The sequence below is a fragment of the Betaproteobacteria bacterium genome, from assembly GCA_016720855.1.
GTDB lineage: Bacteria > Pseudomonadota > Gammaproteobacteria > Burkholderiales > Usitatibacteraceae > FEB-7.
The window spans coordinates 62,216-75,129 of record JADKJU010000001.1; the positions used below are offsets into that span (position 1 = coordinate 62,216).

The 12,914-nt window shown below is 66.9% G+C and carries 11 protein-coding genes and 1 tRNA gene; 6 read left to right on the forward strand and 6 right to left on the reverse strand.

Features of this window, described 5'->3' with window-relative positions; genetic code table 11:
• Window positions 1-2: 2 nt before the first annotated feature.
• Both IPP91_00255 and IPP91_00260 read right to left on the reverse strand, forming a co-directional pair.
• The gene (locus tag IPP91_00255; GenBank protein ID MBL0140532.1) at window positions 3-425 is read right to left on the reverse strand and encodes a DNA polymerase III subunit chi; all 423 of its coding nucleotides are present in this window, start codon (window positions 423-425) and stop codon (window positions 3-5) included.
• On the reverse strand, window positions 422-1,927 hold the full coding sequence (locus IPP91_00260) for a leucyl aminopeptidase (protein MBL0140533.1): 1,506 nt from the start codon (window positions 1,925-1,927) through the stop codon (window positions 422-424). Before IPP91_00260 ends, IPP91_00255 begins: the two co-directional genes overlap by 4 nt.
• 120 nt (window positions 1,928-2,047) lie before the next feature.
• Here IPP91_00260 and lptF point away from each other — a divergent pair, with 120 nt between their 5' ends.
• Both lptF and IPP91_00270 read left to right on the forward strand, forming a co-directional pair.
• On the forward strand, window positions 2,048-3,127 hold the full coding sequence (lptF, locus tag IPP91_00265; protein ID MBL0140534.1) for an LPS export ABC transporter permease LptF: 1,080 nt from the start codon (window positions 2,048-2,050) through the stop codon (window positions 3,125-3,127).
• Between the two features lie 73 nt (window positions 3,128-3,200).
• Window positions 3,201-3,291, forward strand: a tRNA-Ser gene (locus IPP91_00270).
• 36 nt (window positions 3,292-3,327) lie between these two features.
• Here IPP91_00270 and IPP91_00275 read toward each other — a convergent pair.
• From IPP91_00275 to IPP91_00285, 3 genes are all read right to left on the reverse strand, one after another.
• On the reverse strand, window positions 3,328-3,690 hold the full coding sequence (locus tag IPP91_00275) for a DDE-type integrase/transposase/recombinase (GenBank protein ID MBL0140535.1): 363 nt from the start codon (window positions 3,688-3,690) through the stop codon (window positions 3,328-3,330).
• Window positions 3,579-3,956 (reverse strand): DDE-type integrase/transposase/recombinase, encoded by a 378-nt coding sequence (locus tag IPP91_00280; GenBank protein ID MBL0140536.1) that lies wholly within the window; start codon window positions 3,954-3,956, stop codon window positions 3,579-3,581. The genes IPP91_00275 and IPP91_00280 overlap by 112 nt, the downstream gene beginning before the upstream one ends.
• 945 nt (window positions 3,957-4,901) lie before the next feature.
• Window positions 4,902-5,228, reverse strand: a complete 327-nt coding sequence (locus tag IPP91_00285) for a transposase (protein MBL0140537.1) — start codon at window positions 5,226-5,228, stop codon at window positions 4,902-4,904.
• Window positions 5,229-5,434: 206 nt separating this feature from the next.
• Between IPP91_00285 and IPP91_00290 the strand changes: the two genes are divergently transcribed.
• On the forward strand, window positions 5,435-6,268 hold the full coding sequence (locus IPP91_00290) for a hypothetical protein (GenBank protein ID MBL0140538.1): 834 nt from the start codon (window positions 5,435-5,437) through the stop codon (window positions 6,266-6,268).
• 117 nt (window positions 6,269-6,385) lie between these two features.
• On the opposite strand, the gene IPP91_00295 is transcribed toward IPP91_00290, so the two are convergent.
• A complete protein-coding gene (locus tag IPP91_00295) occupies window positions 6,386-9,088 on the reverse strand; it encodes a glucosidase (GenBank protein ID MBL0140539.1) in 2,703 nt (900 codons plus the stop codon).
• Window positions 9,089-9,398: 310 nt separating this feature from the next.
• Here IPP91_00295 and IPP91_00300 point away from each other — a divergent pair, with 310 nt between their 5' ends.
• The 3 genes from IPP91_00300 (at window position 9,399) to gnd (ending at window position 12,911) form a co-directional block, all read left to right on the forward strand.
• A complete protein-coding gene (locus tag IPP91_00300) occupies window positions 9,399-10,118 on the forward strand; it encodes an ROK family protein (protein MBL0140540.1) in 720 nt (239 codons plus the stop codon).
• On the forward strand, window positions 10,115-11,755 hold the full coding sequence (gene pgi, locus IPP91_00305) for a glucose-6-phosphate isomerase (GenBank protein MBL0140541.1): 1,641 nt from the start codon (window positions 10,115-10,117) through the stop codon (window positions 11,753-11,755). Before IPP91_00300 ends, pgi begins: the two co-directional genes overlap by 4 nt.
• A 136-nt stretch (window positions 11,756-11,891) precedes the next feature.
• Entirely contained in the window at window positions 11,892-12,911 is a 1,020-nt protein-coding gene (gene gnd, locus IPP91_00310) for a decarboxylating 6-phosphogluconate dehydrogenase (GenBank protein MBL0140542.1), read from the forward strand.
• The last annotated feature ends 3 nt before the right edge of the window (window positions 12,912-12,914 follow it).

Sequence of the window (12,914 nt, forward strand, 5' to 3'; positions counted from 1 at the left end):
CCTCAGGCCTCCTCGATCGCGTTCACGTTGATCTCGTAACCGCGCTTGCGGTAGAAGACGAACCGGCCGCGGGCGCGCTGCCTGTCCTCCTCATCCTTGCCCACGATCTCGAGCAGTCGCTCGAAGGAGGCGAAGAAGGGCGGCCACTCGTCCGCGAGATTCAGGAGCACGTCGTGGTGCGACAGCCCTTCCTCGCTCGCCGCGAGGATCACGGGCGTTTCGGGCGCGATCGGATCGGTGGCGCGGCAATGGGGAACGAAGCGGATCGACTGGAAAGTCCAGAGCAAGCGGTCGAACCCCGCGAGAACCTGCGCGTCCGGCGAATAGACCACCAGCCGGTTGTCGCCATCGGCCGCCTTGGCCGCGAGGCGGCAGGCGTAGCGCAGCTTGTCCTCGGCGTAGTGGTAGAAGTCGATGCGCGTCACGCCGAGCGCCGCGTGAGGAAATTCGCGAGCAGCGCGACGGGGCGGCCGGTGGCGCCTTTCTCGGCTCCCGATTTCCAGGCGGTGCCGGCGACGTCCAGGTGCGCCCAGGGGTAGGCCTTGGCAAAGCGCTCGAGGAAGCAGGCAGCGGTGATCGCGCCGCCCGCGCGCGAGGCGATGTTGGGGATGTCCGCGAAGTTGGACTTGAGCCCCTCCTGGTAGTCGTCCCACAGCGGCAGGTGCCAGGCGCGGTCCCATGAGGCATCGCCCGCCTGGATGAGTTCCCGGGCCAGCGAATCGGTGTTGGCGAAGAGGCCGGTGGCGATGTTGCCCAGCGCGATCACCATCGCACCGGTCAGGGTGGCGATGTCCACGACGGCCGCGGGCTTGTAGCGCTCCGCGTAGGTGAGGGCATCGCAGAGGATGAGGCGGCCCTCGGCATCGGTGTTGAGGATCTCGACCGTCTTGCCGGACATCGTGGTCACGATGTCACCGGGCTTGATGGCGTTGCCGCCGGGCATGTTCTCGGTGGCGGGGACGATGCCCACGACGTTCATCGGCAGTTTCATGAGGGCGACAGCCTTCATCGTGCCCAGCACGCTCGCCGCGCCGCACATGTCGAATTTCATCTCGTCCATCTCGGGCGCGGGCTTGAGCGAGATGCCGCCCGTGTCGAACGTGACGCCCTTGCCCACGAGAACCACGGGGGGCTGGCCCTTCTTCTTCGCGCCGCGGTGCTCGAGGACGATCAGTTTCGGGGGCTGGCGGCTGCCGCGCGCGACGGCCAGGAACGCGCCCATGCCGAGCTTCTCGAGTTCCTTCTCGCCCAGGACCTCGCAATTGAGCCCGTGCAGTTTCGCGAGCGCCTGGGCTTCGGTGGCGAGGTAGGCCGGCGTGCACACGTTGGCCGGCAGGTTGCCGAGGTCGCGCGCGAGGCAAACGCCCCCGGCGATGGCGTAGGCCCGATGGGCGGCCGCTTCGCCGGCCGCGACGTCGCTGCGCCTCGCCAAGTGCAGGACCACCTTGCCAAGGGCCCGCTTGTTCTCCTCCGGCTTGTTCTCCTCCGGCTTGCTCTTCATGCGGTCGAAGCGGTACATCCCCTCCATGATGCCGAGCACTGCCTGCTCGACCTTGAAGGCCGTGTCGCGCTTGCGCAGCGTGATGTCGGTGAGGAAGAAGGCCGCATCGGTCGCCCCGGTGGCGCGCAGCGCCTTGACGGCCGTGTCGATGGCCTTCCGGTAGGCCGACTCGCCCATCTCGCGGTCCTTGCCGAGCCCGACGAGGAGGACGCGGTCGGACGGCACGCCCGCCACGCTCTGCAGGAGGAGCGTCGTGCCGGCCTTGCCTTCCAGGTCGCCGCGGCTCAGTACATCCGTGATGAAACCCTTGGCGGCACGGTCAATGCCCTGCGCGGAGGCAGTGAGCTTTCGACCTTCGAAGACACCAACCACCACGCATCCGGTGCGCTGCTTTTCGGGGCTGCCGCTCTTTATGCTAAATTCCATTTGTTTTCCTGTACTTGGACGCTCGCTGCCGGATTGCGATTATCCCTGTTTTGAGCGACTCAAGTCAAAGCCAGCCGAGCCCGTGTCCACTCATACTTCCTGTCGGCTCTTCCCTCGACGATGATCTTCGATCGCAGCCTCATTCGCGAGTTCAGTCTCGTGGCGCTCGCCGTGGTGGCCGTCCTGATCGCGCTCATCCTCACGCGGCTCCTCATCCTGCTGCTGGGCAAGGCGGCCGGTGGCGAGGTGCTGCCCGAGGCTGTCATCGGCCTCATCGCTTTCGGGATCCTGACCTACCTGCCGATCCTGCTGTCGATCGCGGCGTTCGTGGCGGTGCTGCTCACGCTCACGCGCAGCTTCCGGGACGCGGAGATGACGGTGTGGTTCACCTCGGGGCTGTCGATTGCCGCGTGGGTGAAGCCGGTGCTGAGGTTCGCGCTCCCGATCGCGCTCGTCTGCGCCGCGCTTTCGCTCGTGATCGCTCCGTGGTCGGAGTCACAGAGCCGCGAGTACCGGCGCCTGCTGGAGAGCCGCGACGAGGTCTCCGCGGTGACGCCGGGCGTGTTTCGCGAGTCGCGGCAATCCGATCGCGTGTTCTTCGTGGACAAGCTCTCGGAGCGAGACGACGTGGTGAACAACGTCTTCGTGCAGTCCACGGAGCACAACCGGCTGGGCGTGATCGTCGCGCAGAAGGGCTTTGTCGAGACCGCGGAGAACGGCGACCGCTTCATCGTCCTGGAGAACGGGCGCCGCTATGAGGGGACGCCGGGCCTGCTCGATTACCGGATGGCGGACTTTGCGCGCTACCTGATCCGGATCGAGCCGAAGGAGGCCAAGAAGGAGGTGCCCCCCTCCAAGGCCATGGACACGATGGAGCTGCTCGCGGATCCGACCCCGCACAACATCGCGGAGCTGCACTGGCGGATCGCGATGCCCATTTCAGTGCTTCTCATGGCGCTCATCGCCCTGCCGCTTTCGTTCGTGAACCCGCGCACGGGGCGCTCGTGGAACCTGGTGCTCGCCGTGCTCGTCTATACGCTCTACAACAACCTGCTCTCGATATTCCAGGCCTGGACGTCGCAAGGCAAGGTTCCGCTCTGGCTCGGCCTGTGGCCGGTGCACCTCACGGTGGCGGCCGTCATCGCTTTCCTGCTGTCGAGGCAGATGTACTCCAGGCGTTGGTTCGCGTTCGGGCGGTAGGCGCGCTCGCCCGGGAAGCCGTGCCGAGGTATAATTTCGGGCTTCCCGGCAGCGGGAACTGCAAGCAGTCCACGGAGAGGTGGATGAGCGGTTTAAGTCGCACGCCTGGAAAGCGTGTTTAGGTTAATAGCCTAACGCGGGTTCGAATCCCGCCCTCTCCGCCAGTCTTCAATGCCAACCGCATGATCCGGTTGGCGTTGTCATTTGTGGAATTCCCCCGCTTCTCCGGACACTACGCTAAGCCCGCATGAGTACGTTCGAACTCCATCGGGCTGACCTGCCCAAGCGTCGAATGTCGGCGCCGGGAATTGTAGAACACTTCGATGTAGTCGAAGATGTCGGCGCGCGCGACTTCGCGCGTGGCGTACGTCCTGCGATAGACACGTTCCTTTTTGAGGCGAGGCGAAGAAGCTCTCGACCGCGGAGTTGTCCCAACAGTCGCCGCGCTTGCTCATGCTGCAGGTGATGCCCTCGGCCGACAGCAGGCGCTGGAAGTCCTCGCTGGTGTATTGGCTGCCCTGGTCGGAATGGGCAAAAGCTCCGAAGGCTTGCCGCGTCGCCACAGCGCCATTATCAACGCGTCCAGCACCAGTTGCGCGGTCATGGTGGGTTGCATAGACCAGCCGACCACGCGCCGGCTGAACAGATCCACCACAACGGCAAGGAACAACCAGCCCTCGCCCGTCCAGATGTAGGTGAAATCGGCTGCCCACTTCCGGTTCGGAGCAGCAGCGGCGAAGTCTCGCTCCAACACGTTCGGTGCGATGCTGTGTTCCGGACGCAATCCAATGTCGGTAGGCATGCGCCGCGGCTTGGGCTGCGCGCTCATGCCAGCCCCTCGCATCAGTCGCGCCACTCGATTCTCGCTGCAGGATTGGCCTGCGACGACCATGTCCTCCAGACCCGCGGCGAGCCGTAGGTCTGGTGACTCAAGGCGAAGCTTCCCGGATCAGCACCAGCAAGCCCGCGTTGGCGATCGAGCGCACGCTCGGCGAGCGTCCAAGCCATCGTCCCCGCCCGCGGGGCCCGGCGGCGCCCCCCCCCCCCCCCCCGCGCCCCCGCGGGGGCGGGCCCGCCCGGCCCCCGCGCCCCCCCCCCCCGCCCCGGCCCGGAGGGGGCGCCCCCCCCCCGCCCCCCCCGGGCCCCCCCCCCCCCGCCCCCCCCCCCCCCCCCCCCCCCGGGCCCCCCCCCCCCCCCCCCCCCCCCCCGGCCCCCCGGGGCCCGCCCCCCGGCCCCCGCCGCCGCGGCCCCGCCCGCGCGCGCCCCGCGCCGCGCCCCCCCCGCCCGCGGGGCCGCCGCCGGCCCGCCGGCCCCGCGCCGCCGGCGCGGGCCCGCGCCGCCGCGGCGGGGGGGCGCGGCGGGGGGCCCCCCCCGGGGGCCCCGGGCCGCGCGCCGGCCCCGCCCCCCCCCGCGCCGCGCCGCGGCCGCCCCGGCCCCGCCCCGTTCCCCCCCGAGTTGGCGACAACCCCCACCACTTCCCCAAAAAAAATCCCACCCCCCCCCAATTTTCGGCAAGTTTTTTCCGGTCGAGCGCCCCGCGCCCCGGAACGCCCCGGACCCCCCGACCCCGTTGCCCCCGGCCTTTGTGTGGGCCCCGCGCGGCGGCACCGGTTCCCACGCCCGCGGGCCGTGCGGACTCGACGCCGCCGCACGCCGGCGGCCGGCCGGCTGGGCCGGACGCGCCGGGGCAGAACCCGCTCGACGACACCTCGAGCAAGCGGCACATCATCCGGGTCGGCCACACCCGGCCGATAGCGGGCTACAAACACATACCTCACGTTGGTTCCTTCGCGAAGTAGCCCAGCGCTTTTTTAGAATGTCGCGCTCCATTCGAACTTTCGCCAACTCGCCTAAGCTGCTCGTTCTCCAGCTGCTGCGCAGCCTTCAACGGCAATGCCCGGTCCTTCTCGTATCGACCTGCCGCGAAGTTGTCCACCCACCCCTTCAGGACCGAACGCTCCACGCCAAGCTCACGCGCAACCGCCGACACCGATCGTCCAGGTTGCTGTGTGAGTTTCACTCCCTGCGCTTGAACTCGGCCGTAAACTTCCGTCTTTGCTTCGTTGCCATCGAACACCTCCAATTGCCAGTTTGGCATCATCAGATGTGTCCGGGGAAACGGGGGAATTCCATTTGTGCGGTGGCTTTTGCCCACAATCCCGCCCACAAACGGCGAGGCACCCACGCCTCTGGTGGTGGGGTACCTGGACCCACGGGGGCCATTGTCGGCAGGGCGAGGTGGGCAATCGCGTATTGAATGAAGTCGCTCGAGCGGTACCAACGCACGATGCAGGCATCATGGCAAGCATGAAAATCGCTGAAGAGACGCTTGGAATGCTGGAGGGCGCGTTGCGCGGCACGCGTGTGCCGCGCGTGCGTGCGCTTCACCTGCCGCCTGCGCAGTGGACCGAGACGCGTGACGGTGAGTTCTGCGCGCTCGAGCTGGACGACGGCTCGCTCGGGCTAAGCTACGTGCTGCTCGATGACACGCTAGCCAAGCTTGCTTCCGGCGCGTCAGGGACAGGCCCCGTCGGCGTCGACGCGCTCGCCGTCGCTCGCCACTGGGGCGGCACCGACACCACGTTGCGCACGATCGGATTCGCCGCGGTCAATGCACTGACGCGCCACCTGTTCGACCGCGCCGGCTTTGTTCCACCCGACGCTACCGATTCCATCGGCGGTCTCGCGCCACTGGCGGGGGAGCACATCGGGATGATCGGCTACTTCCGGCCCCTCGTGGCTCAGGTCACGGCAAATGGTGCGCGGCTCATGGTGCTCGAGTTGAGGCCCGACCTGGCGGGAGCACGTGAGGGGTTCCACATCACGCTCGACCCGCGTGAACTCGAGGCCTGCGACAAGGTGCTCTCGACGAGCACCGTGCTGCTCAACGAGACGCTCGACGCCGTGCTCGCGCATTGCGGTCACGCACGCGCATTCGCGATGATCGGCCCCGGCGCGAGCTGCTTGCCCGATGCGCTGTTCGCGCGGGGCGTGACGCTGATGGGCGGCGTGTGGATCGAGCACCCCGACGCATTCAAGAAGGCGCTCGCCGTCGGTGAGCGGTGGGGGCCGTACGCACGCAAGATCGCGCTCGCGCGCGCCGACTACCCCGGAATCGGCGCACTCGGCATCGCCCGATAGGCGTCGCTGCATGCGGGGAGTGGCGATCTGCTGACGGAATTGATGCGTGCGATGAGCCACGCTATCCACGCGATCAGCGAGAGGACCGCGAATCTCCCATGGTGGATGAGTCCGCCTTCATTGCCGGGTGGTGCCGATGTCGGCGTCCTGCAGGCTGGGTGGCTTCCCCTGCAGCGCGTACTCGCCATATTGCTGGATCAGCTTCGCCACCACGCCGGTCCAGCCGGTCTGATGGCTCGCGCCCAGGCCCGCACCCGTGTCGCCGTGAAAGTATTCGTGGAACAGGATCAGGTCGCGCCAATGCGGGTCGTTCTGGAATTTCTCGCAGTTGCCATACACCGGACGGCGGCCGTTCTCGTCCCGGAGGAAGATCCGGATGAGCCGGTAGGACAGGTCGGCCGTCACTTCCCACAGCGTCGCCTTGCGACCGGACCCGCTGGGCAGTTCGACATGGAAGTCGTCGCCGAGGAAATAGTGGTGCTTCTGCAGCGACTCGATGAGCAGGAAATTGAGGGGAAACCACACCGGGCCGCGCCAGTTCGAATTGCCGCCGAATTGCGCGATCGTCGATTCGGCCGGTTCATAGTCCAGCACGAACTGATGAGCGTCCAGGCGCAGGACGAACGGATTCGCCGCGTGCTGTTTCGACACGGAACGCACACCGTGGGCGCTCAGCATCCCGTCTTCCCGCAGTACATGCTCGAGGATGCGGCCGAGCTTGTGCGAATCGACCAGCGCCAGGCGGACCCGGTCCCGGATGCCGCGGTGATTGAAGTCGGCGAGGCCTTGCAGCAGTTCCGGCCGGTAACGGGCGAACCAACGCGAGCGCTCGCTGAAGCCGCGGAATGCGTGCAGGATGTCCCACTCGCCGATCGCGATGGCGGCGACCGGAATCGTGCCGCCGATGGTGAACGCCTTGACCGGCAGGCAGCGCTCGTCCGGGAAATTGAGCACGTCGAAGTAATAGCCTTCTTCCTCGTGCCATAGGCCGCCTTCTCGGCCGCCGACCTGGTTCATGGCCGCGCCAATGTAGATGAAATGCTCGAAGAACTTGGTTGCGATATCCTCGTACACCGGATCCCCCCGGGCGAGCTCCAGCGCGATGCTGAGCATGTTCAGGCAATACATCGCCATCCAGCTGGTGCCGTCAGCCTGCTCGAGCTCGCCGACGCCGGGCAGTCCGGCGCTGCGGTCGAAAGCGCCGATGTTGTCCAGGCCCAGGAATCCCCCCTCGAAGATATTGTTGCCTTGGGCGTCCTTGCGGTTGACCCACCAGGTGAAATTGATCAGCAGCTTCTGGAATATCCGCTCGAGGAAGGCGCGGTCGCTGCGTCCGTACATCTTCTGCTCGATCTGATAGACGCGGATCGCCGCCCACGCATGCACCGGTGGATTGACGTCGCCGAATGCCCATTCGTAGGCGGGAATCTGGCCGTTGGGGTGCATGTACCACTCACGCGTCAGCAGGAGCAGCTGGCTCTTGGCGAAATCCGGGTCGATCATGGCAAAGGTGACGGCGTGGAACGCCATGTCCCAGGCGGCGAACCACGGGTACTCCCACTTGTCCGGCATCGACAGCACGTCGCCCGCGGCCAGATGCCCCCACGCGTGGTCGCGGCCGCGTTTGCGCGCCTCGGACGGCGGCGGGCCGACGGGATCGCCCTCGAGCCAGCGATGCACCAGGAAATGGTAGTACTGCTTGCTCCAGAGCATGCCGGCGAAGGCCTGGCGCTGGACGTTGCGCATGTCTTCGGGCAGCTCGAAAGGCGTGACACGCCGATAGAACGCATCCGCCTCGTCCTTGCGCCGCGCGAACATGGCGTCGAATTCGTCGCCGAGCGGCGCCTTCGAGCCGCCCGCGTTGCCCAGGCGCAGCCGGATCGTCACCGTCTGGCCTGCGCCGACGACGCGCTCGTAGCGCGGGGCAGCCTTGGTGCCGATGCGCGCCGGATTGACCGCTTCGTGCCGGCCATTGACAACGAAGTCGTTGAACGCGTCCTTGACGAAGGGCGAGGCGTTGGGCGCGCCTGACAGGCGCTCGCTATTGGTTTCGTTTTCGGTGAACAGGACGTCCTCAGGCAGCTCGCACACCAGCCAGTGCGGCGCCAGATCGTGGTGCGTCGCCTTGAGGACCACGGCGTCGCCTCCGGATCGATCGATCTCGATGCGCGGCTTCGGCCGGCCCGGATGCCACGACCAGTCGTTCCTGAACCACAACGTCGGCAGCACCTGCAGGGCCGCGGCCGCCGGGCCGCGGTTGATGGCGCTGATCCTGATCAGGATGTCTTCGGGCGCGGCCTTTGCGTATTCGACGAACACGTCGAAGTAGCGATCGTCGTCGAAGATCCCGGTGTCGAGCAGTTCGTACTCGGGCCTCATCCGGTCGCGCCGCCGGCTTTCCGCCACCAGGGCCGCGTAGGGGTAGGCTCGCTGCGGATACTTGTACAGGAACTTCATGTACGCGTGGCTGGGGACATTGTCGAGATAGAAGTAGTACTCCTTGACGTCCTCGCCGTGATTGCCCTCGTTGCCGTTGAGCCCGAACATCCGCTCCTTCAGGATCGGGTCGGCGCCGTTCCACAGCGCCAGCGCAAAGCACAGATGCTGACCCTCGTCCGATATGCCGGCGATGCCGTCCTCGCCCCAGCGGTAGGCACGCGAGCGCGCCTGGTCGTGCGTCAGGCCTTCCCAGGCGTCGCCGCTGGCGCTGTAGTCCTCGCGCACCGTGCCCCATTGCCGCTCACTGACGTACGGGCCCCAGCGACGCCACGGCTCGGTTCCGGCCCGGGCAGCGTCCAGCCGGTCTTCTTCTGCGGTCATCGACGATCGTCCTTCCGCGGGCCGATTGCGCGCACGCAACCCGGGTCACTTCAAAATGCCTGCGCCTGCAAATGACGCTTGCGCCGGAACTATCGTGATGTCAATGCGATCAACGACTATATACGGGGAGGTTCTTCGTCCATCGCAGGAGTTCCTGGGTGTTCCGACATCGAGGTAAGGTGCGGGTTCAAGTCTGCGGCTTGTCGGCCCGCCTGGATGGCGGCTGAAAGCTGGCGGCCGGGCTGCAGGACGAAGGCGCGGCGTCCTTTGTAGAATCCTGGAACGAGCTGACGGGCGTAAAGGGCGAGCCATGAACGTATTGGCAGTCGATGTGGGCGGCACCCATGTGAAGATACTGGCCACCGGGCAGGCCGTATCGCGGGAGTTTGCCTCCGGGCCGAAGCTGACGGCCAGGCAGATGGTTGCCGGCGTGAAGAAGCTGGCAGGGAACTGGAAATACGACGCGGTCGCGATCGGGTATCCGGGACCGGTGCTGCGCAACCGACCGGTGGCCGAACCGCACAACCTCGGGACAGGATGGGTCGCATTCGACTACGAAGCGGCATTCGGCTGTCCGACCAAGGTCGTCAACGATGCCGCGATGCAGGCCCTGGGCAGCTACCAGGGAGGCAGGATGCTGTTCCTGGGCCTGGGCACGGGTCTCGGAACGGCGATGATCGTGGAAGGCGTGGTCGAGCCCATGGAACTGGGCCATTTGCCCTACCGGAAGGGCACCTATGAGGATTATGTGGGGCTGCGCGGGCTGGAGCGCCTGGGTGAGAAGAAGTGGCGGCGGCATGTCGTCGCCGTCGTCGAGCGTCTGCGCGCCGCCCTCGAGCCCGACGACGTGGTCATTGGCGGCGGCAATTCGAAGAAGCTCGCCGAGCCGCCCCTCGGCTGCCGGCTCGGCGACAATGCCAACGCATTCCTGGGCGGATTCCGGCTCTGGCAGAAGGCAGCGGGAGGCAGGCGCAGCCTGCACCGGCGTACGCGCCCCGGTCAGCCCCCCGTGAAAGGCGCATGGAAATGACGGCCGCCGTCGAAGCAGCATCCGCCGCGTGGAAGGCGCTGGCGCAGCATCAGCGGGAAATCCGCGACCTGCACCTGCGCGAACTCTTCGCCGGCGATCCGGCGCGCGCCGAACGCATGACCATCGAGGCGGCGGGCCTGACGCTGGACTACTCCAGGAACCGCATCACCGACGAAACGATCAAGCTGCTCGTGGCGCTCGCGGAGCAGTCGGGCCTGCGCTCGCGCATCGAGGCGATGTTCCGCGGCGAGCGCGTCAATGTCACCGAGAACCGCGCCGTGCTGCACGTGGCCTTGCGTGCGCCGCGCGGCGCCTCGATCATGGTCGACGGGCAGAACGTGGTGCCCGCGGTGCATGCGGTGCTCGACAGGATGGAGGCCTTCGCCGCGCGCGTGCGCAGCGGGGCGTGGACCGGCCATGGCGGCAAGCGCATTCGCAACGTGGTCAACATCGGCATCGGCGGCTCGGACCTCGGGCCGGTCATGGCCTACGAGGCGCTGAAGCACTACAGCGATCGCGGCATGACGTTCCGCTTCGTCTCCAACGTCGACGGCACCGATTTCGCCGAGGCCACGCGCGACCTCGACGCCGCCGAAACGCTGTTCATCGTCGCCTCGAAAACGTTCACCACGCTGGAGACCATGACCAATGCGCACACCGCGCGGGAGTGGTTGCTGCGCGCGCTGGACGGGGACGAAAGGGCGGTGGCGAAGCATTTCGTCGCGGTGTCCACCAATGCCGCCAAGGTATCCGCATTCGGCATCGACACCGCCAACATGTTCGGATTCTGGGACTGGGTCGGCGGCCGCTATTCGATGGATTCCGCGATCGGCCTGTCCACCATGCTCGCGATCGGGCCCGGGCACTTCCGCGCGCTGCTCGATGGCTTTCATGAAATGGACGAGCACTATCGCAGCGCGCCGTTCGCGCGCAATCTGCCGGTGCTTATGGGCCTGCTCGCGCTCTGGTACAACAATTTCTTCGGCGCGCAGACGGTCGCGGTGCTGCCCTACGAGCAGTACCTGAAGCGCTTTCCCGCCTACCTGCAGCAGCTCACCATGGAAAGCAACGGCAAGCGCGTGACGCTCGACGGCAAGCCGGTCGAGCGCGACACGGGGCCGATCTACTGGGGCGAACCCGGCGCCAACGGCCAGCACTCCTTCTATCAGCTGATCCACCAGGGAACGCGGCTCATACCCTGCGACTTCATCGCTTTCGCCCAGTCGCTCAACCCGCTAGGCCGGCACCACGACATCCTGCTCGCGAACGTGTTCGCCCAGGCCGAGGCACTCGCGTTCGGCAAGACGGCGGACGAAGTCGGCGCGGAAGGCACCCCGGACTGGCTGGTGCCGCACCGGGTGTTCGAGGGCAACCGGCCGTCCAACACGATCTTGGCCAGGCGGCTGACGCCGGCAACGCTGGGCAGCCTGGTCGCGCTGTACGAGCACAGCGTGCATACGCAGGGCGTGATGTGGCATATCGATTCCTTCGACCAATGGGGCGTCGAACTGGGCAAGGTGCTGGCGCAGCGCATCGTCCCCGAACTCGAGGGCGCGGCCGAGCCCAGGCTCGCGCACGACAGTTCGACCAACGCGCTGATTCGCCTGTACCGCAAAATGAAGCGGTCGCCGGGATGAGCATCGGCCGCGGCAACTGCGTTCCGCATCGTGGTGACAGGCCGCCGCGATTCGTACGCGACGATGTTGTCCCGGCGCGCCAGGACCGTGGCGCGGGCAATCGCCTTCGCAAGCCATTCATCGAAAGGAACTCACTATGCAGCTCGGAATGATAGGACTCGGCCGCATGGGCGCGAACATGGTGCGCCGGCTCATCCAGGGTGGTCACGACTGCGCGGTGTTCGACGTGTCGCCCCTGGTGGTGGCCGAACTTGTCAAGGAAAAGGCCGTCGGCGCCTCCACCCTTGCCGACCTGGTGAAGAAGCTCGCGAAGCCGCGCGCGCTGTGGCTGATGGTGCCTGCCGCCGCCGTGGACGGAACCATCGCCTCCCTGGTGCCGCTGCTCGAGCCGGGCGACATCCTGATCGATGGCGGCAATTCGTACTATATCGACGACATCCGCCGTGCGAAGGAACTCGCCCCGAAGGGCATCCATTACGTCGACGTCGGCACCAGCGGCGGCGTTTGGGGCCTGGAACGCGGCTACTGCATGATGATCGGCGGCGAAGCTGCGACCGTGCAGCATCTCGATCCCATCCTCGCGCGGCTCGCTCCCGGCATCGGCGACATCGCGCGCAGCCCCGGGCGGGAAGGGGCCATCGGCACCGCCGAACGGGGCTACCTGCACTGCGGCCCGAACGGGGCGGGTCACTTCGTCAAGATGGTCCACAACGGCATCGAATACGGCCTGATGGCCGCCTACGCCGAGGGGTTCAACGTGCTGCGCGCGGCGAACGTTGGGGCGCAGACGCATGCGATCGACGCGGAATCGACACCGCTGCGCCACCCCGAGCATTACCGGTACGAGCTCGACCTGCCCGACATCGCCGAGGTTTGGCGCCGCGGCAGCGTCGTCTCGTCCTGGCTGCTCGACCTCACCGCGAGCGCGCTGGCAAAGGATCCGGCGCTGGCGAAGTTCACGGGGCGCGTCTCCGATTCTGGCGAAGGGCGCTGGACCATGAAGGCGGCAATAGACGAAGGCGTGCCCGCCCCGGTGCTGACCACCGCGCTCTACGAACGATTCGCCTCGCGCGGGGCGGCGGATTTTCAGGACAAACTGCTGTCCGCCATGCGCTACGAGTTCGGCGGCCATCACGAGTTGCCCGCCGGAAAATAGATC

Excerpts from the sequence above, each read along its gene's own strand:
- IPP91_00260 (MBL0140533.1), bottom strand. The coding sequence starts at position 1,927 with ATGGAATTTAGCATAAAGAGCGGCAGCCCCGAAAAGCAGCGCACCGGA.
- IPP91_00285 (MBL0140537.1), bottom strand. The coding sequence starts at position 5,228 with ATGATGCCAAACTGGCAATTGGAGGTGTTCGATGGCAACGAAGCAAAG.
- pgi (MBL0140541.1), top strand. The coding sequence starts at position 10,115 with ATGACGGCCGCCGTCGAAGCAGCATCCGCCGCGTGGAAGGCGCTGGCG.
- IPP91_00295 (MBL0140539.1), bottom strand. The coding sequence starts at position 9,088 with ATGACCGCAGAAGAAGACCGGCTGGACGCTGCCCGGGCCGGAACCGAG.
- IPP91_00280 (MBL0140536.1), bottom strand. The coding sequence starts at position 3,956 with ATGAGCGCGCAGCCCAAGCCGCGGCGCATGCCTACCGACATTGGATTG.
- IPP91_00290 (MBL0140538.1), top strand. The coding sequence starts at position 5,435 with ATGAAAATCGCTGAAGAGACGCTTGGAATGCTGGAGGGCGCGTTGCGC.
- IPP91_00300 (MBL0140540.1), top strand. The coding sequence starts at position 9,399 with ATGAACGTATTGGCAGTCGATGTGGGCGGCACCCATGTGAAGATACTG.
- gnd (MBL0140542.1), top strand. The coding sequence starts at position 11,892 with ATGCAGCTCGGAATGATAGGACTCGGCCGCATGGGCGCGAACATGGTG.
- lptF (MBL0140534.1), top strand. The coding sequence starts at position 2,048 with ATGATCTTCGATCGCAGCCTCATTCGCGAGTTCAGTCTCGTGGCGCTC.